Origin of the sequence: Baekduia sp. (genome assembly GCF_035996765.1) — a bacterium.
Lineage (GTDB): Bacteria > Actinomycetota > Thermoleophilia > Solirubrobacterales > Solirubrobacteraceae > Baekduia.
On the sequence record NZ_DASYJG010000058.1, the window covers coordinates 1 to 2,627 of the forward strand.

2 protein-coding genes and 1 pseudogene are annotated in these 2,627 nt (G+C 70.0%); all 3 read right to left on the reverse strand.

Features of this window, described 5'->3' with window-relative positions; genetic code table 11:
- Positions 1–629: pseudogene (locus tag VGO10_RS13290) on the reverse strand (amino acid decarboxylase); the annotation flags it as partial.
- Positions 626–1,744: a peptide chain release factor 2 gene (gene prfB, locus VGO10_RS13295; RefSeq protein ID WP_327469061.1), complete on the reverse strand. Its 1,119-nt coding sequence runs from the start codon at positions 1,742–1,744 to the stop codon at positions 626–628. The pseudogene VGO10_RS13290 and the gene prfB, both read right to left, overlap by 4 nt.
- Before the next feature lie 6 nt (positions 1,745–1,750).
- On the reverse strand, positions 1,751–2,627 hold an 877-nt coding region (locus VGO10_RS13300), incomplete at its 5' end, for an SEC-C metal-binding domain-containing protein (RefSeq protein ID WP_327469063.1).

Sequence of the window (2,627 nt, forward strand, 5' to 3'; positions counted from 1 at the left end):
CCGGCCTCGTGGGCGACCGCGGCGCATCCGGCGACGTCGGCGACCATGCCGTAGTAGGTCGGTGAGGTGATGAACGCGGCGCGGACTGGCGTCTGGCTGCGCTCGCCCGCCTGCGCGATGGCGTCGCGCAGGGCCTGTGGCGTGACGCCGTGGGCCATCGCGAGCCGCTCGTCGTAGGCCGGTGCGACGAAGTGCGGCAGCCCCCCGGACAGGACGAGCCCGTCGACCAGCGACGCGTGGGCGTTGCGCTGGGCCACGACGACGCTGCCCGGCGGGGCCAGGGCGAGCGCGAGCGCGTGGTTGCCCTGGGTGGCGCCGTTGGTGAGAAACCACGAGCGCAGCGCGCCGTGCGCCTCGGCCATCAGCGCCTCGGCCCGCTCGTAGGGCGTCGGCTTGGGTCCGAGGTCGATCCCCTCGATGTCGGCCGGGACGTCGGCCGACAGCGCGGAGAGCCCGATGGCGGACACCAGCCCGGGGTCGGCACCCGCGCCGCCCTTGTGGCCGGGCACGTGGAAGCGGGTCGAGCCGCGCGACGCGTAGGCCATCACGGCCTCGAGGTACGGGGCGCGCGGCTGCTCGGCGGGCGTCAGCGCGGGCGGCGTGCCGACGTCATCGATCTGGTCGGTCATGCGGCGCCGGCCGACTTCGCGTTGGCCTCGAGCGCCGCGCGCACGAACCCGTCGAGGTCACCGTCGAGCACGCCGGCCGCGTTGCCCACCTCGTAGTCGGTCCGGTGGTCCTTGACCATCGTGTACGGGTGCAGCACGTAGGAGCGGATCTGCGAGCCGAAGTTGACGTCCTGCGCCTCGCCGCGCTCGCGGGCGATCTCCGCCTGGCGCTCGCGCTCCTGGCGCTCGATCAGCTTGGCGCGCAGCATGGCCATCGCGGTCGCCTTGTTGGCCGACTGCGAGCGCTCGTTCTGGCACTGCACGACGATGCCGGACGGGCGGTGGGTGATGCGGACCGCCGAGTCGGTCTTGTTGACGTGCTGACCGCCGGCGCCCGACGCGCGATAGGTGTCGATCTGCAGGTCGTCGGAGTCGATCTCGACGTCGCCGGTGTCCTCGATGACCGGCGCGACCTCGACGCCCGCAAAGGCGGTCTGACGGCGCGACTGGGCATCGAACGGCGAGATCCGCACGAGGCGGTGGACGCCCTGCTCGGCGTTGAACAACCCGTAGGCGTTTTCGCCGGCGGCACGGAAGGTCGCGGACTTGATGCCCGCCTCCTCCCCCGCGCTGGCCTCCAGCAGCTCAACCTTGAAGCCGCGCGACTCGGCCCAGCGCATCATCATGCGCAAGACCATCTCGGCCCAGTCCTGGGCGTCCGTTCCGCCGGCACCCGCGTTGACGGTGACCAGCGCGTCGCCCGCGTCGTAGGGACCAGAGAAGAGCCGCTCCTCCTCCAACGCGCCGAGGCGACGCTCCAGCGAGGCAAGCTGCTCCTCGAGCTCATCGGCCAGCTCGTCGTCTTCCTCGGCGAGCTCGACGAGCCCCTCGAGATCCTCGATGTCGGTGGACAACTCCTGGAAGGACTTCAACTTGCGCGTGGTGCGCGCGTACTCCGTGTTGACCTTCGCCGCGGCCGAAGCGTCATCCCAGAAGCCCTCGACCTGCATCTGCTGCTCCAGTGAGGCGACCGACGCGGCAAGCGCGTCAGGGTCGGTGCCCTGGCGGAGCATGTCGAAGCTCGCCTGGATGGCGGCGATGCGCTGCGGGATGGGTGTGTCTGTCGACGTCGCCATGAAGCGCTAGGCGCCGTGGCACTTCTTATATTTCTTGCCTGAGCCACACCAGCACGGGTCGTTGCGCCCGATGGTGTCGTGCTCGTCGACGCGGCGCTGCTGGATGATCGGGGTCGCGTCCTCCGGGTCGACCTCGCCGTTGCCCCCGGTGCCCTCGATCGCCTGCCCTGCATCGACGAAGCCGCCCGCGGCCGCCGCGGCCTGCAGCGCGCTGGGCTGCTGGGTGCCGACGCCGCCGGTGTACTGGATGGACCTCGGTCCGCCCACCCCGCCGCCGCCCTGCGGGAGCGCCGGCGCGTCGGTGCCCTCGACCTCGACCTCGACGTGAAAGATCATCCGGGAGAAGTCGGCCCAGATCGAGTTCATCAAGTCGGTGAAGAGCTCGTAGGCCTCGTTCTTGTAGGCGACGAGCGGATCGATCTGCGCGAACCCGCGGAGGTGGATGCCCTCGCGCAGGTAGTCCATGTCGTAGAGGTGCTCGCGCCACTTGTTGTCGATGATCTGCAGCAGCAGGTAGCGCTCCAGCGCCCGCATGAGCTCCTCGCCGAGCTCCTCCTCGCGAGCGGTGTAGAGCCGTTGCGCGTCGTCGACGAGCATCTCGACGAGCTCCTCGCGCTCGTTGACGCGATCGAGGCTGTCGGGCGCGAAGCCCACCGGGAAGATGTCGGTCAGCGCGGTGAAGAGGCCATCGAGGTCCCAGTCCTCGATGAACTCCGAGACCGTGTACTCGTCGACCACGCGACGGATGACGTCAGAGACGTTCTCGCGCGCGACCGGGCCCATGTCGCGACCCTCCAGCACCTCGTCGCGGTACTGGTAGACGACGCGACGCTGCTCGTTCATGACGTCGTCGTACTCGAGGACGCGCTTGCGGATGAGGAAG

What these genes read in the sequence shown, in the direction of transcription:
- prfB (WP_327469061.1), bottom strand. Translation starts at nt 1,744, where the DNA reads ATGGCGACGTCGACAGACACACCCATCCCGCAGCGCATCGCCGCCATC.